Raw genomic sequence first — 22,690 nt, forward strand, 5'->3', positions numbered from 1 at the left:
GCAGGACTGCGTTGATGTCCGCTTTGGAGAGCAAACCATAGCGGTCGTGAAATGTGCCCGGAGCGTCCGTAGGGCGCTCCGGGTCGTGTTGTATCTATTTGGCTAGAACGAAGTGCGCGCGGCGGTTTTGCTGCCAGCACTGCTCCGTGCTGTCCGTGCAAGACGGCTTTTCCTTGCCATAGCTGATCGTGCGAATGCGTTCCGCCGGTACGCCTAACTGCACCAGCATCTGCTTCGCCGAGTTGGCGCGATTGTCGCCCAGCGCCAGGTTGTATTCCGTCGAGCCACGCTCGTCGCAATGACCTTCGACCGTGAACGTCATGTTCGGGTGGGCCGCAAGGAAACTCGCATTCTGCTGGAGCACCTGTTGGTCAGCCGTGCGAACATCGTACTTGTCGTAGTCGTAGTAGATGTCTTTTACGTTCTGCGCGAACAACTGTTCGTCCGTCAGGCTCGGAGCGGCGGGCGGAGGTGGCGGAGGCGGTTGCGTCACAGTGACGCGGGCGGTTGCGTCGATGCTGCCGCCGGGACCTTTCGCCGTCAAGCGATACGTTGTCGAGTCCGTTGGCGAAACGCTGCTGGAACCGCTTACGTCCACTTTGCCAACAGATTCAATGGTGACTTCCGTCGCGTTCTGCGTCGTCCAAGTCAGCGTCGTTGACTGACCCGCCTGGATGGTCGCCGGATTCGCCGACAAAGAAGCAGTCGGAGACGGCGGGGGCGGCGGAGGCGCGGGGGGCGCGGCCGGAGTTTTCTTTTTGCAACCTGCGACGAGTAACAAAGAAGCTAATGCCAACACCAGGAACACCCACTTCATCCTGCTGTGATTCACCTCATACCCTCCATGCGAGAAATCTCGCAAACACTTGGTCTGTGGAGCTGTCCTCTTTCGTTCGCGCGTACTGGCTGGAACTGCCAAAAACGCACCGGGGCTGCTCCGTGGTTACGTTTTATGAGTCCAATACCGGATCCCGTTTGCCGTCACAACCTGCTACAAGGAATCCTACTACTTGAAACTCCAATTCGGCTGTGAGTTTTTTCCATCACTTGTCAGCCGCTTCTGTTGGCTGCCGTCCGCGAGCATCGTCCATATCTGGTCGCCACCTGCGCGATCCGACTGGAAGACCAGATGCCTGCCGTCCGGCGACCATGACGGGAAGTCATTGCGACCGCCATCGTGGGTCAACTGCACCCACTGGCGACTTGCTACATCCATGATGTAGATATCCTGCGCACCCGGCGCGCCCGGCCCGTAATGACGTATCCAGGCAAACGCAAGGAACTGTCCATTGGGCGACCACGAGGGCGATACCGCGTAGCCTTCATCTGTGAGGCGCTGCAAATTGGTGCCGTCGGAATCCATCACATAGATCTGCGGCAGCCCGGTGCGTCCGCTGACGAACGCGATTTGCGAGCCGGTCTTCGGGTTCCACACGGGCGACACATCCGGCCCCTTGTAGGCCGTAATGCGCTTAAGCCCGCTGCCGTTTGCGTCCACTGTATAAATTTCTGGATCGCCGCTTCGTGATGATGAGAACGCCAGCCTGGTTCCATCCGGCGACCATGCGGGAGACAGGTTGGTCCCGCCGAAGGAAGGGAAGCTCACCAGGCGCCCAAGCTCCATCGACCACATCATTACGTTCGGGCCGCCTCTTGCGAAGGACGAGAACGCCAACCGCGAGTTGTCCGGCGAGATTCGCGGCGAGAGCGAAATCGAGCCCATCCGCGTTACCGCGTGCTGGTTCGCGCCGTCGTAGTCCATCGACCAGACTTCTTTGCTTCCTGCCCGCGCACTAACAAAAAAAATCTTGCTCTCTGTAATCCCCTGTATGCCGCCGCCAAGCCGGAAGATGATCTCGTTGGCGAAGCGGTGTGCGATCGCGCGCGCATTGTCTGCGGAAGCGCTCTCGCGATATTGCTTGCCGAGCACCTGCGGCGATTGCGCATTCTTTACGTCGTAGAGCCAGCCCTGCACGGCGACTTGTCCGCCGCCCACGCCAAGATTTCCAAACGCGAGCATACTGGCGTTTGGGGGAGGATTGCCCCAAGCTTCCAGCCTGACATCGGCCGGGGAGCCAAACCGTCCAAGCGGGTAGAAGCTCTTCGAAACCATCTCGAAAATTCCGGCCTGTTCGAGGTCGTTCCACAGCGTACTGTTGAAAGCCGTGAGAAGCTCCGCAGTCTGCGTCTCCGTGCTGGCCGCAGCAAAGTCAGGCGCAGATACTCGGATCTTCTCCACTCCGAGCCCGGTGCCGGTGCGGATCCAGTCCTGCTGTGCCATGGCAGAGCAGGCAAAAAGAAGAAGAAAAAACAGACTCGTTAGATATCGCCTCATCCCTCGTCCTGTCCTCGTGCGTCCGGCGAAGATCGCCGAAGCAGTGCTGCATCTCTATCTCTTGTAATCGAACCAGAACTCCACAGCGACGCTACTGCCGCGATAGTCGCCGGGCAACGGACCGAAGGTGTCAATCCGTTGCAATGCCCGCATAGCCGACTGATCCAGTGCCGGGATACCGCTCGACTGCTCCACTTTCACGTTCTTCGGAGAGCCCGACCTGCCGATTTCAAAGTAGATGTAAACCCTGCGCGCCGTTGAAATGCTCGGATCGATTTCGTACTTCAGCCAGTTCTCCGAAACTTTCTTGCGCACCACATCGACGTACCACGAATAACGGCTACCGAAATCTCCGCCGCCGCCGCTGAAGCCGAAACCGCCTTTTGCGCCGCCGGAATTGAACACGCCATACGGCCCGCTTACGGGACCGCCCTGGCCGAACGGAATTTTGTTATCGACGGTCGCCGTTTCGCGTGGCGCTTCCCTGGCCGGAGTTGGCGTGGTCACTTTCGGTGCCGGTTTGCGCTTTGTCTCCTTGTCGGGAATCGGCACAGCATCCGGCTCTTTCACTTCCTCTTTCGGCAAGGATTGGGTCAGCCCCTTCGACTCGGTCGCCAGAACGTTCGTCGCCTCCGGATTCGCCGGCAACGGCACGCTGTTCACCAGTGTGGCACTCATCGCGCCACCGCCGCTGCCCGCTCCGCCCCAGCTTTCGCCCGTGCCGCCTGTTAGCACGGCGTAGAGCAGCAAGCTGCCAAATAGCAATACATGCAGCGCCAGCGAGACGGCCAGCGGGCGTCGCCAGTCGTCGCGTTCTTCGAATATGTCAGCGTTGACCGGCATCTATCTTGCGCTCGTCCCCTTGTCGTTCAGCGGCTGAGTCACGATGCTCACGTTCGTGATGCCGGTAGACTTCACGGCGTCCATCACGGTTGCGAAAGCGCCGAAGGGCACGTTCTCGTCAGAACGCACGAAGATGGACTGCCGCTCGGGGTCGCGCATCTTCTGCCTCAGCTTGTCCCCAATCTCGTTGATGTTGACCGCATCATTGCCGAGGAATACTCGCTGCTGCCGGTCGATGGAGATGACGACGCGCTCCTCCGTGATTTCCTTCACCGTGCGCGTCTTTGGCACATCAACCTCAATGCCGGATTGCAGCACGGGCGCCGTCACCATGAAGATGATTAGCAGCACCAGCACCACGTCGACAAAGGGCGTCACGTTGATGTCGGCGAGTGAACTCTGCGTTCGGCCTTGATTGTTTGTGAACGCCATCGCTGCCGCCTTATCTCTGCTCCGGCGTGGTCGGCTGCGCACGCTCGACGGCATTCATCAGTTCCAAACTGAAGTCGTCCATGCGTGAGCCGAACTGCCGAATCTCGTTCAGGAAGTAGTTGTAGGCGATCACGGCTGGTATAGCGGCAAACAAGCCTGCCGCGGTTGTGATCAGCGCCTCGGAAACTCCTGGCGCAACCGCGCGCAGCGTAGCTGCACCGGCCGTGCCCAGTCCATGGAAGGCATCGATGATGCCCCAAACGGTGCCGAACAGACCGATGAACGGAGTCACCGAACCTGTCGTGGCAAGCCAGGGCAGCCTGCGCTCCAACCGGCTCAACTCTTCGCTGGAAGCGATTTGCATTGCCCTTTGCATGGAAGCCGTATTGCGTGCGCCAGCAGGGCCCTGCCGCCGCAACTCTTCGTACGCGCCTTCAAGCACGGAGACAAGCGGACTTGGCTTGAACTGCTCTGCAACCGCAGCCACGTCCTGCATGCGACCCGACTTGCGGAATGCGCGAAGGAAACGGCTACTCTGCACACGTGCGCGACGGAAAAGTCCCCACTTGGAAACGATGACCGCCCACGAGAACAGACTGGACAACAGCAGGATGATGAGTATTAGCTTGGCGACCGGACCGGTTTGCAGGACCAGGTTTGTGATTTCGCCGCCAATGGCATTCGCCAGCAACAAGGATTGAACCATTTCACTCTCAGTCAGGTGTGCTAAAAAGCGCAGCTCTCATTATAGATAAGACATCCGCCCATAGCACTGAAACGTTGTCCGTTGGACTGCGTCTATCACGCGTTTAACCGGCGAATTCTCGGCTCTAGAACCGGATTGGTTACTAAAGTGTATGACCCGCTCGCCGGGCGAGGCGCGTCGATGTTTGCAGTGTGTGCCTGTTGCTATAGTTGTAACACTCATTGTGCTCGTTGCGGCACAGCGGTATACCTGAATTCTCGCTTTCGATAACTGCAGAGATGCGCCCTTCTTCGCGGAGTTCGAAGCTGCGGAGCCTGTGCCAATGCTGTGGTATCCTTCGCTCAACTTTTTGAGGCGAAGAGGGTCTGCGGTGCTCGTCGAACTGAGGGTCGAAAACTACGCGGTCATCGATAACGTGGTCGTCGAGTTCGCCCCCGGACTTAACCTTTTGACCGGCGAAACCGGCGCGGGCAAATCCATCCTCATCGACGCTCTCGCGCTCCTGCTCGGCGAAAAAGCATTCACGGACGCGATTCGCCATGGCGCTGAGAAGGCAGTTGTTGCCGCAGTCTTCGAGCCGGAATCGTCCGTTGTTCCGGTACTGGAAGCTAACGGCTTGGATTACGACGGCGCTCAGTTAATCGTTCGTCGCGAAATTCTTTCCAGCGGCAAGGGCCGAGTCTTCATCAATAACCAGCCCGCGACGGTGGCGGTTCTCAAGCAGTTGGCCGCACACCTTGCAATCATCCACGCCCAGAACGAATCGATTCTCGCCTTCGACGCCGAGCATCGGCTTGCGCTGCTTGATGCCGCCGCTGCGCTCGAGACCAGTGCTGTCGCCGCGGCACACAGCGCCTGGCGTGCCGTTCGTCGCCGCATCGGCGATCTCGAGCAGGACGAACAGGATCGCCTGCGCCTGCTCGACCTCTGGAAATTCCAACTAAAGGAGATAGACGCCGCCGATCCCGAGCCGGATGAAGATCAGCGCCTCGAATCAGAAAAGCGCGTCCTCGGCAACGCCGAGCGTGTCTTCGCAGCGGCGTCGGGAGCCTTCGACAGTTTGTATGACGGTGATGCCTCCGCGGCAGCTTCCATGCGCGCCGCCACCCGGCAACTTGAAGAACTTGTCCGCTTCGACTCCAAGTTCCAGGAGACATTGCAGAATTTGGAATCGGCCCGCATTACAGTCGAAGACATCAGTATCACTCTGCGCGACTACGCCGACGGCATTGACGCCTCGCCCGAACGCCTCGCCGAAGTCGAAGACCGCCTCGCTACGCTCGACCGTCTCCGCCGCAAATACGGCCAGACGCTCACCGAAGTTCTGGCCTATGCCGAGGACCTCCGCCGCAAACTGAACGAGATGGAGAATAAGGACGAGGTGATTCGCGAACTGCGCATCGAACTCGCGCACGCCGCCGAGGCCTATTTGAAAGCAGCGCGCACTCTATCACTCAAGCGATACGAAGCCGCACGCAGGCTCGAAAAGACGGTCGAGGCCGAGATCAACGATCTCGCAATGAAGGCGCGTTTCAAAATCGAAGTGTCGGGTAGCGACGAAGAAGGGAACTGGGCGCCGACCGGTTTCGATTCCGTTGCATATCTGATCTCGGCCAATCCGGGCGAGCCGCTTGGCCCTATCGAGCACATCGCCTCTGGCGGCGAACTCTCTCGCGTGATGCTCGCGCTCAAAGCCAGCGTAGAAGCCGGCAAAACCGCGTCCACCCGCAAGTCCGACTCCGGCGCGCAGCGCACACTGGTATTCGACGAGATTGACGCTGGCATCGGCGGGCGCGCCGCCGAAGCCGTTGGCCGCAAGCTGAAGCAGTTGTCGCGAACCAAGCAGGTTCTCTGCATCACGCACCTGCCGCAAATCGCGTCCTTTGCAGATCAGCATTTCCTCATCGACAAGCGTGAGAGCAATGGACGGACTCGCACCTCCATCCGCGCACTCGAAGTCCGGGAACGCACCCATGAAATCGCTCGCATGCTCTCCGGCGCGAAGCTCACAGAAGCGTCACTCAAGAATGCGGAAGCCATGTTGAAGGCAAACGCATAGCACTCCTAAAAACCTACAATTGGCCCCCAGACTCCAGATCGTTCAAGGTTGAAGTTGGGAGTGTGCGCTGGCCAGCGCACATTAAGGCCATTGCGTATGACTCGGCTTGTGACTAGTGTTTTGCGCGGCCGGTTTCGTGCGCCGGTGGCTTGAGCTATTTCCGAAAAGTTAATCCCTGAACCTCCATCGGTAATCGTCGGCTCCTCGGCATATTCCACCCGAACCGGAGGACACCATGACTACTGCTCGCAACCGACTACTCCTGGTCGTGCTGACACTGGCGACACTAACCCTGCTTCCTACCAGCGCCGAGGCGCAACACTACAGTACGAGAAGGCTCGTTTCTGACATTCCGGGCTTCGCTGTCACTACGGACAAAAATCTTGTGAATGCCTGGGGAATAGATCGCAGTCCGACAGGACCGTGGTGGGTTGCGGATAACGGCACAGGAGTCTCGACCCTGTACAACGGAGCGGGCCAGCCATTTCCGCTTGCCGCGCCGCTGGTCGTAACGATTCCGGCGGCGAGCGGCACGTCAGCTCCGACCGGTTTGGTTTTCAATGGGACGATGGATTTCGCTGTCGAGCCGGGGAAGCCGGCCATCTTCATCTTCGTGACGGAAGGCGGCACCATCGCCGGGTGGAACCCGCAGGTGAATCCGACGACGGCCGTGCAGGTGGTCGACAACTCAGGGAAGGCTATCTACAAGGGCGCCACCATAGCGCAGCACCTGGGCTCGAACCTGTTGTACGCCGCCAATTTCTTCAGCGGACAAATTGAGGTTTACGACAGCAGCTTTCATCCGGTCGATCTCGGCTCTGGGGCTTTTGTGGATTCCACCTTGCCTGAGGGATTCGCTCCCTTCAACGTGAGATTGGTGGGCAATCGGATTTACGTTGCCTATGCCAAGCAGGATGCCGAGAAGAAAGATGAAGTCGCGGGTGCGGGACTTGGCTTTGTGGACGCCTTCACGCCCGGCGGCAAGCTGATCATGCGTCTCAAGACTGGACACTGGCTCAATGCGCCATGGGGTATCACGCGCGCTCCCGCCGGCTTCGGCAAGTTCTCAGGCAAGCTCCTGATAGGCAATTTCGGTAGTGGAAAGATCGCCGCCTACAATCCGCGAACAGGAAACTTCAGAGGACTGCTGCGCAATTCGAAGGGAAAGCCAATTCAGATAGACGGTCTGTGGGCACTCGTGTTCGGCAACGGCGCGCTGGCCGGACCGGCGACGACGTTGTTCTTCTCCGCCGGTATTGACGACGAAGCACACGGGTTATTCGGGACCATCCGGCCAACCTGCTGCGGCTTCGGGGTGCGGTGACACATTGAGGCAGCGGGCGAGTGGCACACGGCGGAAGGTGCCGCTCGTCCGTCTCAAGGAGTGCGAGTTCAGGACTAGCCGAAGGCCGCGCGCTGTTCACCTTTAAAAGCAAGCCTGTCAATGCTAATTCCAGCACATTCTATGCTTTACGCTGTTTTTACCGGGGCGGAGTGTTGTACTTTTCCCAATTAAGAACGCTGGCCTTCTCGCGTATACTAGACAGGTTGCCATGACCCATAACTCCGACGCCAAGACCCTGTTGTTACTCAAGCCTCGTGGTTTCTGCGCCGGCGTTGTCCGTGCCATTGACATCGTCCGTATCGCTTTGGAAACTTTTGGGCCGCCGATCTATGTGCGCAAGGAAATCGTCCATAACCGTTACGTCGTAGAAGAGTTGCAGGGCAAAGGCGCAATCTTCGTTGATAACGTAGACGAGGTTCCGGAAGGTGAGCGCGTCATTTATAGCGCCCACGGTGTAGCCCCTGAAGTTCGCGATGCCAGCCTCAATCGAAGGCTGCGCGTGATCGACGCGACCTGTCCGCTCGTCACCAAGGTTCATGTTGAAGCGATCAAGTTCGCACGCGACGGTTATTCGCTCATCCTCATCGGTCACCTTAATCATGATGAAGTTATAGGCACTCTCGGCGAAGCTCCGGAATCGACCCAGGTCGTCAGTTCTGCCGAGCAGGTTCGCGATCTCCAGGTGCCCGATCCGAACCGCGTCGCTTACCTGACGCAGACCACTCTCAGCCTTGACGAAGCGCACGACATCATTGAGGCACTGAAGACGAAGTTCCCCAAGATCAAGGGGCCCCACGCGCAGGACATCTGCTACGCGACCGAGAATCGCCAGGTTGCAGTCAAGCACGTTGCCAAAACGGCAGACCTGGTGCTCGTTGTCGGCTCCGACAATAGCTCGAATTCGAATCGCCTTGTCGAGGTCGCCGACAATCTCGGCACAAATTCTTTTCTGATCGAGAACTATCGCGCCATCAAGTCTGAGTGGTTGGAGAGTGCAAAGACCGTCGCACTGACCGCTGGCGCTTCCGCCCCTGAAGTCCTTGTACAGGAAGTTATCGAGTTCCTTGCCAGCAAGGGCTTTTCGTCTGTGGAGGAAGTTGAGGTAATGCCGGAAAATGTTCGCTTCGCTCTGCCGCCCGAGATCGTGGAAGCCATCGGCTCCGCGCCAACGGTGGAGTAACCGGAGTCATGGGAATGGACGATATCTCCCCTGTATCTCCCGCAGAGATGCGGTTCGGGAAAATTGACCGGATCAAGACCCGCATCGCGTCGGCGATTGACGCCTCGCGTGAACACCTTTTTTCCCGGCAGGTTGAGGACGGCTACTGGTGTGGCGAACTCGAAGCCGACACCACGCTCGAATCCGACTACATCTTCTTGCACACATTGCTCGGCACAGGAAACCAGAAGCGTTTCGAACAGGCGTCGCGAGAGATTTTGCGCCACCAGAACGAGGACGGTGGTTGGCCCATCTTCTCTGGTGGTCCTTCGAACATCAGCGCTTCCGTAAAAGCTTACTTTGCCCTGAAACTTGTCGGCTTCAAGGCTGAGGACCCGGTGCTTGAAAAAGCACGCGATTTTATTCTCGATCACGGTGGCGTTCCGGCCGTAAACACGTTCACCAAAGTCTATCTTTGCGCGCTCGGCCAGTATGACTACGACGCAGTTCCGGCAATCCCGCCGGAGATCGTACTGTTTCCGAACTGGTTCTGGTTCAACATCTACGAGATCTCGAGCTGGTCGCGCGGTATTCTCATCCCGCTCTCCATCTGCTACGCCAAGAAGCCGTTCAAGAAGATTTCGGACGAGATGGGCTTGGACGAACTCTTTCCGCATGGCCGCCACAAGTCCGAACTGCGGCTCAAGTGGGACAAGAAGCTCATCAGTTGGCGCAACTTCTTCCTCCTGCTTGATCGCGTCTGTCACGGGTTTGAACGCGTGCATATACGCCCGCTACGCAGCATCGCCCTGAAGGCCGCGGAGAAGTGGATGCTTGCGCGCTTCGAGATGAGCGACGGCTTGGGCGCTATCTACCCGGCCATTCTCAATTCCATCATCGCGCTGCGTTGCCTCGGTTATTCGCTCGACGATCCGCAGGTCATTCGCGCTGTGGATGAATTTGAAAAGCTCGGCATCGAGGAAGGCGACACCTTCCGGATGCAGCCTTGCGTTTCGCCTGTGTGGGATAGTGCTTACGCCATTTTTGCGCTGGGCGAGAGCGGAGTCTCGCCGACGGATCCGCGCCTGGTTGCGGCTGCCGAATGGATCCTTAAGAAGCAGGTTCACACCAAGGGCGACTGGGCAGTTAAGAACAGTAAAGCTGAACCGGGCGGCTGGTATTTCGAATTCAATAACGAGTTTTATCCGGACGTTGATGACAGCGCCATGGTCATGCTGGCTCTCAGCCACGTGCAAACGCCCAACGAGCGCTATCAGAACGAGTCCGTGCAACGTGCGATCGAATGGGTTTTGTCCATGCAGTGCAAGAATGGTGGATGGGCATCATTCGACAAGGACAACGACCGCATGGTGTTCCAGTACGTCCCATTCGCCGACCACAATGCCATGCTCGATCCGGCAACGGTGGACATCACGGGACGTGTTCTGGAGTGCCTCGCCAACCAGGGTTTCACTCTGGCCGACAAACCGGTTCAGCGCGCGCTTCAGTTCATCCGGGCCGAGCAGGAGCAGGACGGTTCGTGGTTCGGCCGTTGGGGAGTCAACTACATCTACGGAACAATGTGTGTCCTCCGCGGACTTGAAGCAATCGGCTTCGACAATCACGAGCCAATGGTGCAGCAGGCAGCCGAGTGGATTCGCATGGTACAGAATTCCGATGGCGGCTGGGGAGAAACCTGCGGTTCTTATGACGACAGGAATACAAAGGGAGTCGGCCCCAGCACCGCATCGCAGACGGCCTGGGCCGTTATGGGCCTGCTCGCAGCCGCCGATTACAACAGCGACTCCGTCGCGAGAGGCGTCGCCTACTTGCTCCAGACGCAGCGCAGCGATGGTTCCTGGTTCGAGGCGCCTTATACAGGCACCGGTTTCCCGCGAGTGTTCTATCTGAAATACCACATGTATTTCCAGTACTTCCCCTTGATCGCGCTCACGAAGTACGCAAAGGTGGTTAATTCAACGCAATAAGCCGAACACGTGCGTTGTGCTCTCTTGTTGTTGTGTGTTGTTGTTGCGAAACATCAAATTCTCGGTGGCTTCGGCGCCGGATGCCGGCTTCTCCTGGCGGCTAGGTAAGGACACAGATAACCCATGCGTCATCCGTTGGTATTACAGGCAGAGCTGGCAAAGTATATCATCTCGAAGAAGATGAAGGGTGAGAAGCATTTCCCTTTGGTCATGATGCTGGAGCCTCTTCATGCGTGCAATTTGACCTGCACGGGTTGCGGCCGAATTCGCGAGTATGAGGACACGATTAAGGAAGTAGTGCCGGTGGAGACCTGTCTCGATGCAGCCGAGGAATGTGGCGCGCCTATCGTCTCGATCTGCGGCGGCGAACCGCTCATCTATAAAGACATCGGCAAATTGACACGCGCACTGCTCGATCGCAAAAAGCACGTTATCCTCTGCACGAACGGGATGTTCATTCCCAAGAAGATCGACCAGTTCACGCCGGAGGTGCGCTTCATATGGAACGTTCACCTCGACGGTCTGAGGAAGTCGCACGATCTCGCTGTTGAGCGCGAGGGCGTATTCGATGAGGCGGTCGCTGGCATTAAGCTTGCCAAGGCGAAGGGCTTCCGCGTCATGACGAATACCACCGTTTACGAAGAAACCGACATGAACGAGATCGAGGCGCTGTTCGAATTTCTCAGGCCGCTCGGTGTCGATTCGCACAGCATCTCGCCCGGATACTCGTACTCCGCTGTCGCGACGAAAGAGATATTCCTGGATCGCAAGGCCATCAGGGAAAAGTTCAAAGACATCAAGCGTCTGGCGAAGAAGTATCCGGTCTCGAACACGCCGATTTATGCGGAGTTCCTCGCCGGCGATCGCGAATTGATGTGCACTGCCTGGGGCAATCCGACCTACAACACCAAAGGCTGGAAAGGCCCGTGCTACCTCATCACCGACGCGCATCATGAGAAGTTCGAAGGGCTGATTAACGACACGCCGTGGGAGAAGTACGGCTACGGTCGAGATCCACGGTGCGAGAATTGCCTCGTCCATTGCGGATACGAAGCCAGCGCGGCGACCGGAAGCGGACTGGCGGATACTTGGAAGATGGCGGCCTGGTCGCTATTCGGATAGGGGATAAGATTCGCTGCGGTGCATCTCGCTCGCAAAGCTCTTGAGGGCAGGCGGTGCGCCTGCCTCATTTCTTGGATATTTAGCTAGAGTGAAAGTCTTCGTCACAGGTGCAACCGGGTTTGTAGGCAGTCACGTGGCTCGCCAACTGGCAGAGCGCGGCGCGGAACTGCGCCTGCTGGTGCGCTCCAGCAGCCCGAGGGACAATGTTGCTCGCCTGAATGCCGATCTAGTCGTCGGCGATATGACGAAGCCCGAGTCTTACAGCAAGGCGCTTGAGGGCTGCGAGTGCGTTTTCCACGTTGCCGCCGACTATCGACTCTGGACACGCGATCCGCGGCAGATGTATGCCTCGAATGTGAGTGGCACCACTTCGCTGCTCCGCGCCGCACATGATGCTGGCGTACGCCGCATAATCTACACCAGTTCCGTTGCGACCATGGGCTTTGGCCACGCACCCGAAGGCCGCCGCGCACCTGTGGATGAAACGACGCCCGTATCGTTGGACGACATGATCGGGCACTACAAGCGCAGCAAGTTTGTTGCCGAGCAGCGCGCGATGGAAGCCGCTCGTGAAGGCATCGACGTAGTGATCGTCAATCCCAGCACGCCTGTTGGCGAGCAGGACATAAAGCCGACTCCCACGGGACGAATTATCCTCGATTTCCTGAAGCGCAGGTTTCCTGCGTACGTGGAGACTGGGCTCAATTTGGTTGACGTTCATGACTGTGCCGCTGGACACATCGCAGCCATGGAGCACGGACGCTCCGGTGAGCGCTACATCCTTGGGGGGCAGAACCTCACGCTCAAGCAGATCCTCGACAAACTCGAGATCATCACCGGTCTTCCGTCGCCAACGATGAAAGTCCCTTATGCGCTTGCCTTCGCTACCGCCGTTGTGGACACCGCGTGGACGGGCCTGGTGCTAAAGCGCGAACCGCGCGCAACCATTGACGCTGTGCGCATGGGGCGCAAGATGATGTTTGTCTCGTCGGCAAAATCCGAGAGGGAACTCGGCTGGAGAGCCGGACCGGTTGACGAAGCCCTGCGCCGGGCAGCCGAATGGTTCGTCTTACACGGATACACGCCCGCTTACGGAAGGGAAGCGGCTGCGGCGGTATGAGCGCACGCCCACAACTCGGAATCATTGCGGCCCTGAAGCGTGAGATCCAGCCCTTGATTCGCTCCCGCAAGTTTGAACGCGCCACGGCCGCTGGCAGCAATTTCTTCCGCAGCAGCACGGCTGTCGTTGTTTGCTGCGGTACAGGATGCGGAGCAGCTCGCCACACCACCAATGTGCTCGTTGAGACATTCTGCCCCGAGGTGTTAATTTCGATAGGTTTCGCTGGTGCGCTGGACGCGAGAATGAAGGCACCGGCCGTTTTTGTCCCAGAGTATGTTGTGTCCGAACAATCCGGTGCCGAGTTTCGCAGCGCATTCGGCTATGGACGATTGGTGACTGCCGCGGCGGTTGCGAATGTTGACAAAAAGCGTGAGCTGGCCGCGCGCTTCAACGCTCAGGCGGTGGACATGGAGGCTGCGGCTGTCGCCGAGGTAGCGCAACAGCAAGGCCTAAAGTTTGTTGCCGTCAAGGTTATTTCCGATGACCTTGCGTCTGACATGTCTTTCGTCGGGCAGTTCATCACCCCGAAGAGATTTCGGACAGCCGCCTTCCTGTCCTACGTCGCTGTGCGTCCGCGGCTATGGCCGGCAGTGAATGAGTTACGAACGAACAGCTCGCGAGCCAGCATCGCACTTCGCGAAATTCTTGAGCTTATAATCGAGAAACCAGAGAAGCTGGATTATTTACTAGCCTCCGTTGCGGAGCCGAATGCCGTGGCACGAACCAGATAAGCAGACATGAACACAGCTATTCATAGTCGAACAGAAGTGCTGAACCGAGCGATACCGGAGCAAATGCTTGCAGCCGTGTACTACGGCAAGCAGGACATGCGCCTGGAGAGAGTGCCGGTTCCGCGAATAGGCCCCGGCGAACTGCTTGTCCGGGTACACACCTGTGGAGTTTGCGGCACCGATCTCAAGAAGATTGCGACGGGCTCACATTCAGCTCCTCGCGTCTTCGGACACGAGACGGCCGGCATCGTCGTTGCCGTCGGCGAGGGTGTCAGCCGGTTCTCAGTGGGAGACCGCGTGGTGGCCTTCCATCACATCCCGTGCAGAAAGTGCTTCTACTGCCAGCACAAAGTCTTTTCGCAGTGTCCCGTTTACAAGAAGGTCGGCATCACGGCCGGCTTCGATCCCAGCGGTGGCGGCTTTGCAGAATACGTTCGCGTCATGGATTGGATCGTCGCCAACGGGGGCGTCATCCGGATTCCCGACGATGTCAGCTACGAGCAGGCTTCGTTTGTAGAACCGGTGAATACCTGCGTCAAGGGCATTGAGACTCTTGCGCTCACGCCTGGTGAAACTGTTTTCGTTATCGGTCAAGGTCCCATCGGTATCATGTTGGCGTTATTGTCCAAACGTGCCGGTGCACAGGTTATAACTTCCGATTTGTTCCCGCAGAGGCTTACAATAGCTGAGCATTTGGGCCTAACGAATCACGTTGACGCTTCCTGTGTGAACACGGCTGAACGGGTGAGGGAGCTTACCGGGGGACGTGGCGCGGATGCCGTCATTTTAGCGGTCGCGGGGAATAACCTGATCGCTCCTGCCATGGATGCGACTCGGCCTGGTGGAAGGATTTTATTGTTTGCGCAGACTCAACGCGGCGAAGCAACCATAGACCCTGCCGCAGTGTGCGTCGACGAGAAGGCGCTCTTGGGCTCTTATAGCGCTTCGGTCGACTTGCAGGATGAGTCTGTGAGTTTAGTTTTCGGCCGCGAGATAGAATTTGCGCGGCTCTTTAGCCATCGATTCCCTCTGGCTGGGGCAATCGATGCTTTGAATCTGGCTGCGCATCCTCAGCCGGAGACCATGAAGATTGCAATACAGCCGGGTAGCACATGGGAAGGATCGTCAGAGTGAACGGACACATGACAGCAGCAGTCCTCTACGGTAAAGAGGACGTGAAGATTGAAAAGGTACCGATTCCGCGTGTTGGCGAGGGCGAGGTCTTAATCAAGGTTCAGGTCGCCCTCACGTGCGGGACTGACCTGAAGGTTTATCAGCGCGGTTATCACGCGCGCATGATCGTTCCTCCCGCTCTTTTCGGACACGAGCTCGCTGGCATCATTGAAGAGGTTGGACCAAATGTAAAGGGTTTCAAGCGCGGAACACGCGTTGTCGCCCTCAACTCGGCGCCATGCGGCATGTGCTTCTATTGCTCCAAGCACCAGGAGAATCTTTGCGAAGACCTGCTGTTCAATAACGGTGCGTACGCCGAATACATACGTATCCCTAGGCGCATTGTCGAAAGCAACATGCTGGCCATGCCCAGCGACGTGAGCTTTGAAGAGGCCGCGATGGTTGAGCCTCTGGCCTGTGTTCTGCGCGGCCTGCATGAAACGAATGTCGAGATCGGCGACACGGTTGCCGTGATCGGCGCAGGGCCGGTTGGCCTCATGTTCCTTCAGGTAGCCAAGCTGACAGGGTGCAACGTCATTGCGGTCGTAAAGCGTGATGGCCAGGTCGAAGCAGCCAAGCGCGTCGGAGCACATGAAGTCGTACAGATCACCAAGGTTTCCGACCCGGTGGAAGCCGTTCGTTCGCTGACGCCCGACCGTCGCGGCGCAGACGTCGTCATCGAAGCCGTAGGCCGTCCGGAAGCGTGGGAATGGGCCATCGACATGGCGCGCAAGGGCGGGACCGTGAACTTCTTCGGAGGATGCGCCAGCGGAACCAAGGTCAACCTGGACACGCAGCGCCTGCATTACTCTGAGATCACGCTAAAAGCCACGTTCCACCACACGCCGGAAACCGTGCGCAAGGCTTTCGCTCTGATTGCGGAAAAGAAGATCAAGGGCACCGACTATATCACCGGCGAGGCTCCGCTTTCGCGTTTGCAGCACGTGCTTCGTCACATGCTCAACCGCAATGGCGATATCAAGACCGCCATTATCCCCGGTCACTAAGCGCCGCAGGCAGGGCACACCGAACCAGATGAGCAACGCCAGCGCGATAACTTGGCATCGCTTGAGCAAGCGCGCGTGTGAGAACGAAAAACAGTTGTGCTAATCAAGTCATCGCGCCTCGGATGCGCCCCGCCTCTTCACGGCGGTCATAACCAGCGATTGCAAAAAGGCCAGGAAGTTCGCACATGACATCTCGTCCCGGAAATCCTGTTGCGAATATGCTCCCCAAGCCTGAGTCGCCGCTTTCTGCAACTTCCGCCCATCTCGCTACGGCATGGAATCGCCTACCGGCGTCGTACAGAATTCCCGAGCAGGCGCCCTCCGTCGAGGAAGCACGACGCTGGTGTGAGCGCCTGGCGCGCAGCCACTACGAGAATTTTTCGGTCGCGAGTTGGTTTCTTCCAAAGCATCTGCAGCAGCATTTCTTCAACGTCTACTCCTATTGCCGAGTTTCCGACGATCTGGGCGACGAGGTCGGCGATACCCGTGCGGCGCTATTGCTACTCGATCGTTGGGAGCAGGAACTCACGGCGTGTTATCTGCATCTCGATTCCGCATCCGGAATGCCTGGTGGCCCGACGCATCCCGTCTTCATCGCGCTTCGTGACACCATTCGCGAGTTCGGGATTCCGCAGCAAGAGTTCGCAGATCTGCTGACGGCGTTCCGCCAGGATCAGATCGTCTCGCGCTATCGGACTTTCGAGGACCTGCTCGCCTATTGCCGCAACTCGGCGAATCCGGTCGGCCACCTCGTTCTGTACCTCGCCGGATACAGCGACACCGAGCGCCAGCAACTTTCCGACTACACCTGCACGGCTCTCCAACTCGCGAATTTCTGGCAGGATGTCTCGGTTGATCATGAAAAGGGACGCATATATCTGCCGCTGGAAGACCTGTCCCGTTTCGGCGTGATCGAGGACGACATCGCGGCGACCCGCCCAACGGCTGCCTTCCGCGAAATGATGCGCTTTGAAGTCGGGCGTGCGCGTGATTGGTTTCAGCGTGGTTTACCGCTCGTTGGCAAGGTCAATCGTGGCCTCGCAATCGACCTTGAGCTGTTCACGAGAGGCGGCCAGGAAATATTGAATGCCATTCAGAAACAGGATTTCGATGTTCTTTCGCGTCGCCCCGTAATCTCAAAACCGCGCAAGCTCTGGCTCGTGGCGCGTGCTGTTGTGGGGAAGGTGCGATGACGACGGCCGTGGGAAATGATCCGTTACAGCTCGCCACCGCTTATGGCGCTTGCCGCCATATCACCCGGTCAGCGGCCAAGAACTTTTATTACGGATTTCTCGTACTGCCTCGACGAAAGCGCAACGCGCTCTCGGCCGTATACGCCTTCATGCGTCACGCCGATGACATCTCCGATGACCCCTCGCTCCCGGCTTCGTTGCGCCGTTCCAAGCTCCAGAACTTTTTGGACGGATACCATCGAGTCGCGGCGGGTGCTGCCACCGATGACCCGGTTTTCATGGCGCTCCGTGACACGCAGGAGCGCTATAAGATTCCCATTGAGTTGCTCGATAAGCTGGTTGAGGGCACGTGCATGGACTTGTCTGAATCGGCCATGCACTCGGATTCCGCACAGCCAGCTCTTGCCTACAACTCCTTTGCGGAACTCTATGGGTACTGCTACCACGTTGCTTCCGTGGTAGGCCTCATCTGCATACGCATCTTTGGATACCGCGATTCGGCCGCAGAGCCTCTCGCCGAACAGGTTGGGATTGCGTTCCAACTCACGAACATCCTGCGCGATGTCAAAGAAGACGCAGCGATGGGCCGCATCTACATTCCACAAGAAGACATTGATCACTTCGGCATCACCGTCGACGAGCTTACGACGGGCTCCAACCTGGAGAAGCTACGCCCACTCTTCGAACTTGAAGCGCAACGCGCACGCGAATTCTATGTCGCCGCCGAGCAACTCATCCCGCTCGTTGATGAGGTCAGCCAGCCTGCTCTCTGGGTCATGGTGGAGATCTATCGTGGTTTACTGAACAAGATTGCTGCGGGCGGCTACGACGTTTACGCCGGGCGCGTACGGCTCACGACCTTCGAAAAGCTGAAGATCATGTACCGGGGGATTGTCCGGAAACTCTCGTGAGCAGCCCCTCCCAACACGCACAACGGAGCGCGCATCAGCCGCAAGCTGCGCGTGTCGCGGTCATCGGCGGAGGACTCTCCGGCCTCGCTGCCGCCTGCGCACTCGCCGACACTGGATACCATGTCAGCCTCTTCGAGCGCCGGCCTTATCTCGGCGGACGCGCTTCGTCTTACCAGCATCCCGGCACCGGCGAGGTTGTTGACAATTGCCAGCACGTGCTGCTCGGCTGCTGCACGAACCTTCTCGATTTCTACCGGCGACTTGGCGTTGAAGGCAAGATCCGCTGGTTTCGCCGCATAACGTTCATTGAACCCGGCGGACGTCGCGGCACGCTCGAGCCAGCCGGAATTCCGGCGCCTTTCCACTCATCTCTGGCCTTTTTACGTTACCCGCTGCTGTCGATGCGCGATAAGTTCGGCGTCGCTCGAGCCATGCTGGCGTTCATGGATGGTGTGCCGAAGGACGCTTCGGAGCAAGATTTCCTGGGCTGGCTGCGTCATCACGGACAAACGCAGCGCGCCATCGATCGATTCTGGACGCCCGTACTTGTCAGCGCATTGAATGAAGAACTCGACCGCGTATCCGTGTACTACGGTGCCATGGTCTTTCGCGATGCCTTCCTCAAGTCCGCTGAAGCAGGACGCATGGGAATACCGACCGTGCCGCTCAGCGAGCTTTATGGCGTTGCCGCCGATTACATCCGAGCGCGTGGCGGACAGGTGCACTTGCGTGCCTCGGTGGAATCGTTCTCGCCCCACGGTGAGTGTGTGCGCATCACCGTAGATGGCCGCCAACTCGAATTCGACTACGCCGTGCCCGCGGTGCCATTCAACGTGCTTGCGCGCCTACTGCCGGAGGGTGATGCATCTGCGGACCTCCGCTCCGCGCTCACCCAGTTCGACAGCTCTCCGATCACCGGCGTACATCTCTGGTTCGATCGCGAGGTGACAGAACTTGAACACGCCGTCCTCCTCGACCGCAACATCCAGTGGATGTTTAATAAATCGAAGCTGCTTGCCGGACGAGTCGCTTCGCCCGATGCGCCACTCGCAGCCGGGAGCTACCTCGAACTGGTCGTCAGCTCTTCGAAGAGCATGGTCGAAATGTCGCGCCAGAATGTCATTGAACTCGCGATCAAAGAGCTGGCGGAGTTCTTTCCTGCCGTCAAAGAAGCGCGTCTTTTGAAGGGAACTGTCATCAAGGAAGTGCACGCTACCTTTGCGCCTACCGCCATCTCCGAACTGCATCGCCCACAGCCGCAAAGCGCGTGGTCTCGCATCTTCCTGAGTGGCGACTGGACGGCCACAGGGTGGCCAGCAACGATGGAAGGCGCTGTAAGGGGCGGTTACGCCAGCGCCGAAGTCCTCACTCGTGCAGCCGGCTCGCCTAAGACCTTCCTCGTCCCCGACCTTCCTGCCCGCGGCTTAATGCGCTTGTTCAAGGACTAGATAGCAGACGGCAAGCCTTAGACGCTAGAACGTCATCTCCAGCCCCAGGTTTTTGCTGACGTCTAGCGTCCAACGTCTGCCGTCTGCTACTACAGCTCCACGTCCACAGTTGCCATCTGCTGCGACTCGTCCCGCAGATGCTGGAAAAGCACGCTGCTTAAATAGCGCTCTCCGTAATCCGGCAGTACCACGACGATGAGCTTGCCGACATTCTCTTCGCGCCGGGCCACCTTCACCGCCGCGAATGCCGCAGCTCCGCATGAAATACCTGACAGCAGTCCCTCCTCCACGCCGAGGCGGCGCGCCATTTCGATTGCCTCATCGTTCGTCACCGTGACGATGTCGTCGATCAAACTTGTGTCGAGGTTGTTTGGGATGAACCCAGTGCCAATTCCCTGGATTTTGTGGGGTGAAGGCTTACCGCCCGAAAGGACCGCGCTGTCCGCTGGTTCAACGGCTACGATCTTGAATTCGGGCTTCTTCGGCTTGATATAGCGGCCAACTCCCGTGATGGTGCCGCCCGTGCCAGCGCCGGCGACCATGATGTCCACCTTGCCATCCGTGTCGTCCCATATCTCCGGACCGGTGGTCTCGTAGTGAATCTTCGGATTGGCCGGATTGTCGAACTGTTGCAGGATGTAACCGTCCGGCGTCTCCGCCAGAAGCTCCTCCGCTTTCTTGATCGCACCTTTCATTCCCTTCGGTCCGGGCGTCAGGACGAGGTCTGCGCCGAAGGCGCGCAACAGGACGCGGCGCTCCATGCTCATCGAATCGGGCATCACGAGGAGCAGTTTGTAACCGCGCACGGCCGCCGTAAAGGCGAGCCCTATGCCAGTGTTTCCGCTCGTTGGCTCGATCAGAATCGTTTTGCCAGGCTTGATTTTCCCCTCGCGCTCGGCTTCCAGCACCATGCTGACGCCGATGCGGTCCTTCACACTGGCTGCTGGATTGAAACATTCGAGCTTTGCGACAACTGTTGCCTTGCAGCCCCTTGTTATGCGGTTTAATCGAACAAGCGGCGTGTGCCCAATCAACTCTGTAACATCGTTCGCAATCTTCAATGTCTCACCCCTGCGTGACGGCCTGCACGATTGGATGAGCACACTCGAAAAGTTGACGCAAAGCATTGCCGTGAACTGAACCAGCTAATGATTGTGGCAAAACAGGGAAGGATGTTTCGGTACTATCGCGGCATCGTGATCTGGTTGGAACTATTCGACTCTCGAGAACGGATAATGTGAGGCGTAAGCACGATCAGCAACTCGGTCTCGGATTCCTGCCTGTTCTCCGAACTCACTGCCCTATTCGCGACTGGAACATGGCTAAGCGCAGGGATTCCGCGCAGGGTTTTCTGCTCGGAAGTGGACATCGAGCCTGCCACAATCGCCTGCTCGCCATTCCTTACCGTGATTGTTCCCTTGTACTCGCGATTGGAGATTACGGGCACACCATTCAGGCTCTGTGTCCCAATCGCCCGGACCTGCAGTTCAAGATCAATTGTCACGTCGCTTTGCTCGTGTACCCGCGGCGTCGCCTTCAGATTCACGCCGATATCCTCGTATGTGATGGACGGGAACGGTGCCTCGAAGGACTGGTTCTGAATAACTTGCGACAACGCGGCTGAGTTGAAAATTGGAGCAAATGTCGCATTCACGATCGGAACGCGCGTCCCTATGCGCATGATCGCCGGGTTCATATGGGACGCCCGGAGAGTAACATGTTCCAGCGATTTAACGGTAGAGTTGTCAACGCTGAACTTTAAGGAAGAGCCCGGAATCGTTAGGCCCATAAGGGTTATGCCGCCGCCAAACGTCGCAAACGGGGTAGAGAATATCGAGTTCTGCTGGTTCATTACCTGGGCGACGAGTGCCGCCAGAGCCGTGCTGTTTGCTTGGTTAATAGCGCCGGAAGCGATTAGCTGGTTAATGATGTCCTGCACACTCTGATTGCCCAACAGCCCCGCAGCTTCAGTTGGCAGGTTGAATGCGCGAAACTCTAGTGGAATGTCGACTCCAAGCTGCCGCACGAGCGAGCGGCTGACTTCGAAGACTTTGATGTCGAACAAAACCTGCGGCCGCCCGTCCGATAGGCCTGCCAGGAACTGCGTTGCAGCGTCAAGCGTTGGCTGCGGCGCCCGTAAGGTGATGGTTGCGGAAGCCGGTTGCGGTGTGATGTAGCGTATATCGAACAACACCCGCATGGTGTTCAGCAGATCGTTCAATTCCTGTGGAGTCGATGCGTCCGGCACATAGAACGTCCGCATCGACATGCGCTGAAGCGAGCGACGGTTCTGGTCGGTATCCGCCGCAAACAGCACGTGCTTACTTCCCAGCGTCGTCCAGAAAGTCTTGGTGAGGCGTGATGCGACGGACATGGCCGTAGCAAAATCCACGCCGGCCAGTTCCATCTTCACCTGTCGGCTTGCCACGCTATCGTCGAAGGTCGGAACCAGTCCGTACGCTCGCGCCACCTGCTCCAGCAGCTCGCGACTCGATCCTTTGAAATGGAAATTGTGGGTCGCAGGCTCGGGTGTCAGGATCGTTTCCGCCGCTGCTCCGTAAACATCGAAGTGTTGCTCTGCCTGCACGGACGACGCGCCTAGGATGTCTCGAACTCTCTGCTTGACGAAGTCATTCTCGGGATCGAGTTCCAGCGCGCCGCGGAGTTCGGCCATGGCCTCGACGCGGCGTCCGTCTTTGTCTGCGGCATTCGCGCGTTGCAGTGCCTCGTTAACCAGCTGCTGACGCATAACTTCGCGCGCTGTAATGTATTCCACGCTTCGCGGATTCAGCTTCGCCGCTACTTCGAAATGCGAGAACGCTTCCCGAATACCGCCAGCGTTCTGCCGCTTCAACCCGCGCGCAAACTCGCGTTTAGCATCCTTCTTGTCGCGTTCGGAAACCTCACAAGCACTCCTCTGTTCGCCAACTGCACTCACGCAGGGCACTGCCACAGCCTGCGCCGATTGCGCTGCGTGAGCCTGCGGCGCTTCTGACACTGCGGACTGTGCCGCGCCCAGAGCGCTCATGGCTGCTGCCAACAAGAGTGAAAGAGGACCCCGCATCAGAGACCCGATTCTACCGCGTACGGGCAATGCGGGCGAGTAAAGCTGGAAGGG

The 22,690-nt window shown here is 58.2% G+C and carries 19 protein-coding genes; 12 read left to right on the forward strand and 7 right to left on the reverse strand.

Annotated elements, in window-relative coordinates:
* Window positions 1-94 precede the first annotated feature (94 nt).
* From pal to VN622_14995, 5 genes are all read right to left on the reverse strand, one after another.
* The gene (gene pal, locus VN622_14975) at window positions 95-832 is read right to left on the reverse strand and encodes a peptidoglycan-associated lipoprotein Pal (protein HWR37164.1); all 738 of its coding nucleotides are present in this window, start codon (window positions 830-832) and stop codon (window positions 95-97) included.
* Window positions 833-1,006: 174 nt separating this feature from the next.
* Window positions 1,007-2,335 carry a Tol-Pal system beta propeller repeat protein TolB gene (tolB, locus tag VN622_14980; protein HWR37165.1) on the reverse strand — a complete coding sequence of 443 codons (1,329 nt, stop codon included), beginning with the start codon at window positions 2,333-2,335 and terminating at the stop codon, window positions 1,007-1,009.
* Window positions 2,336-2,389: 54 nt separating this feature from the next.
* Window positions 2,390-3,178 carry a TonB family protein gene (locus tag VN622_14985; GenBank protein ID HWR37166.1) on the reverse strand — a complete coding sequence of 263 codons (789 nt, stop codon included), beginning with the start codon at window positions 3,176-3,178 and terminating at the stop codon, window positions 2,390-2,392.
* Window positions 3,179-3,610, reverse strand: a complete 432-nt coding sequence (locus VN622_14990; GenBank protein ID HWR37167.1) for a biopolymer transporter ExbD — start codon at window positions 3,608-3,610, stop codon at window positions 3,179-3,181. It abuts the gene before it with no gap.
* A gap of 10 nt (window positions 3,611-3,620) precedes the next feature.
* Window positions 3,621-4,316, reverse strand: coding sequence for a MotA/TolQ/ExbB proton channel family protein (locus VN622_14995; protein ID HWR37168.1), 696 nt, complete (start codon window positions 4,314-4,316; stop codon window positions 3,621-3,623).
* 370 nt (window positions 4,317-4,686) lie between these two features.
* On the opposite strand from VN622_14995, the gene recN reads away from it, so the two are divergent.
* From recN to hpnE, 12 genes are all read left to right on the forward strand, one after another.
* A complete protein-coding gene (gene recN, locus VN622_15000) occupies window positions 4,687-6,375 on the forward strand; it encodes a DNA repair protein RecN (protein HWR37169.1) in 1,689 nt (562 codons plus the stop codon).
* A gap of 235 nt (window positions 6,376-6,610) precedes the next feature.
* Window positions 6,611-7,699, forward strand: a complete 1,089-nt coding sequence (locus VN622_15005; GenBank protein ID HWR37170.1) for a TIGR03118 family protein — start codon at window positions 6,611-6,613, stop codon at window positions 7,697-7,699.
* Window positions 7,700-7,928: 229 nt separating this feature from the next.
* The gene (locus tag VN622_15010; GenBank protein ID HWR37171.1) at window positions 7,929-8,900 is read left to right on the forward strand and encodes a 4-hydroxy-3-methylbut-2-enyl diphosphate reductase; all 972 of its coding nucleotides are present in this window, start codon (window positions 7,929-7,931) and stop codon (window positions 8,898-8,900) included.
* A 14-nt stretch (window positions 8,901-8,914) separates the two neighbouring features.
* Window positions 8,915-10,867: a squalene--hopene cyclase gene (shc, locus tag VN622_15015; protein HWR37172.1), complete on the forward strand. Its 1,953-nt coding sequence runs from the start codon at window positions 8,915-8,917 to the stop codon at window positions 10,865-10,867.
* 123 nt (window positions 10,868-10,990) lie between these two features.
* The gene (gene hpnH, locus VN622_15020) at window positions 10,991-11,989 is read left to right on the forward strand and encodes an adenosyl-hopene transferase HpnH (GenBank protein ID HWR37173.1); all 999 of its coding nucleotides are present in this window, start codon (window positions 10,991-10,993) and stop codon (window positions 11,987-11,989) included.
* An 88-nt stretch (window positions 11,990-12,077) separates the two neighbouring features.
* A complete protein-coding gene (hpnA, locus tag VN622_15025; protein HWR37174.1) occupies window positions 12,078-13,109 on the forward strand; it encodes a hopanoid-associated sugar epimerase in 1,032 nt (343 codons plus the stop codon).
* Window positions 13,106-13,840: a hypothetical protein gene (locus tag VN622_15030; GenBank protein ID HWR37175.1), complete on the forward strand. Its 735-nt coding sequence runs from the start codon at window positions 13,106-13,108 to the stop codon at window positions 13,838-13,840. Before hpnA ends, VN622_15030 begins: the two co-directional genes overlap by 4 nt.
* A 6-nt stretch (window positions 13,841-13,846) precedes the next feature.
* Window positions 13,847-14,974 (forward strand): zinc-dependent dehydrogenase, encoded by a 1,128-nt coding sequence (locus VN622_15035; protein ID HWR37176.1) that lies wholly within the window; start codon window positions 13,847-13,849, stop codon window positions 14,972-14,974.
* Window positions 14,975-14,982: 8 nt separating this feature from the next.
* Entirely contained in the window at window positions 14,983-16,020 is a 1,038-nt protein-coding gene (locus tag VN622_15040) for a zinc-binding dehydrogenase (protein ID HWR37177.1), read from the forward strand.
* A 185-nt stretch (window positions 16,021-16,205) separates the two neighbouring features.
* The gene (hpnC, locus tag VN622_15045) at window positions 16,206-17,213 is read left to right on the forward strand and encodes a squalene synthase HpnC (GenBank protein ID HWR37178.1); all 1,008 of its coding nucleotides are present in this window, start codon (window positions 16,206-16,208) and stop codon (window positions 17,211-17,213) included.
* A complete protein-coding gene (locus tag VN622_15050) occupies window positions 17,210-18,124 on the forward strand; it encodes a phytoene/squalene synthase family protein (GenBank protein HWR37179.1) in 915 nt (304 codons plus the stop codon). Before hpnC ends, VN622_15050 begins: the two co-directional genes overlap by 4 nt.
* Window positions 18,121-19,572 (forward strand): hydroxysqualene dehydroxylase HpnE, encoded by a 1,452-nt coding sequence (gene hpnE, locus VN622_15055; GenBank protein ID HWR37180.1) that lies wholly within the window; start codon window positions 18,121-18,123, stop codon window positions 19,570-19,572. The genes VN622_15050 and hpnE overlap by 4 nt, the downstream gene beginning before the upstream one ends.
* An 89-nt stretch (window positions 19,573-19,661) precedes the next feature.
* Here hpnE and cysK read toward each other — a convergent pair whose 3' ends face one another.
* Together cysK and VN622_15065 are read right to left on the reverse strand one after the other, a co-directional pair.
* Window positions 19,662-20,633, reverse strand: a complete 972-nt coding sequence (cysK, locus tag VN622_15060; protein HWR37181.1) for a cysteine synthase A — start codon at window positions 20,631-20,633, stop codon at window positions 19,662-19,664.
* Between the two features lie 122 nt (window positions 20,634-20,755).
* Window positions 20,756-22,600, reverse strand: coding sequence for a hypothetical protein (locus VN622_15065; protein ID HWR37182.1), 1,845 nt, complete (start codon window positions 22,598-22,600; stop codon window positions 20,756-20,758).
* Window positions 22,601-22,690: the final 90 nt, after the last annotated feature.

It is taken from the genome of Clostridia bacterium (assembly GCA_035561135.1).
In the GTDB taxonomy this organism is placed as follows: Bacteria; Acidobacteriota; Terriglobia; order Terriglobales; family Acidobacteriaceae; genus DATMYA01.